Annotated in this window: 1 protein-coding gene and 1 pseudogene; both read left to right on the forward strand. The window is 71.2% G+C overall.

Features of this window, described 5'->3' with window-relative positions; genetic code table 11:
* A partial coding sequence (locus ACF088_RS41345; protein WP_142199295.1) for an HAD-IIA family hydrolase occupies positions 1 to 780 on the forward strand: 780 nt, incomplete at its 5' end.
* A 102-nt stretch (positions 781 to 882) separates the two neighbouring features.
* Positions 883 to 1,083: pseudogene (locus ACF088_RS41350) on the forward strand (hypothetical protein); the annotation flags it as partial.

A 1,083-nucleotide genomic window follows, 5' to 3' on the forward strand; every position in this document is an offset into this window, starting at 1 on the left:
ATGGCAGACCGCAAGCCCATCGAGTCGTGGCTCACCGACATGGACGGCGTCCTCATCCACGAGGGGGTGCCGATCCCCGGCGCCGACGCCTTCATCAAGAGGCTCCGCGAGTCCGGCAAGCCCTTCCTGGTCCTCACCAACAACTCGATCTACACCCCGCGGGACCTGCACGCCCGGCTGCGCCGGATGGGCCTGGAGGTGCCGATCGAGTCCATCTGGACCTCGGCGCTGGCCACCGCCCAGTTCCTGGAGGACCAGCGGCCCGACGGTTCGGCGTACGTCATCGGCGAGGCCGGGCTGACCACGGCCCTGCACGACATCGGCTACATCCTCACCGACCACGACCCCGACTACGTGGTCCTCGGCGAGACCCGCACCTACTCCTTCGAGGCCATGACGAAGGCGGTGCGCCTGATCAACGCGGGCGCCCGCTTCATCTGCACCAACCCCGACGAGACCGGCCCTTCCACCGAGGGGCCGCTCCCGGCGACCGGCGCGGTGGCCGCCCTGATCACCAAGGCGACCGGCAAGCAGCCGTACTTCGCCGGCAAGCCCAACCCGCTGATGATGCGCACCGGGCTCAACGCGATCGGCGCGCACTCCGAGACCAGCGCGATGATCGGCGACCGCATGGACACCGACGTGCTGGCCGGCATGGAGGCCGGGATGCAGACCTTCCTCGTCCTCACCGGCCTCACCCGGCCCGAGCAGGTCGAGGACTTCCCCTACCGCCCCTCCCAGGTGGTCGACTCCATCGCGGACCTCGTCGAACGGGTCTGAAACGCGGACCCTCCCCGCGTGACCCGAACGGCGTAGCCCGGCCCCGCGCGGGATGCGGGGGCGGGGTGCGCGGGGCAGCCTCCAGGTAACTGGAGGTACACGATGGGCTCACTGAAAGTCACTCTCTGTGCCGGGGCCGCGCTGGCCGCCGCGCTGTACGCACCGGCGGCCCACGCCTACGCGGCGGACGGCGGCGTCTCCGTGGCACCGTCCTCGCCCGCCCCGGGCACCGACGTCACGCTCCGCGTGCCCGACTGCACCGAGAAGACGGCCGTGGCCGTGTCCGCGGCCTTCGAGTCGGAC

This window comes from Streptomyces sp. NPDC015125 (assembly GCF_043080045.1).
Taxonomy (GTDB): domain Bacteria; phylum Actinomycetota; class Actinomycetes; order Streptomycetales; family Streptomycetaceae; genus Streptomyces.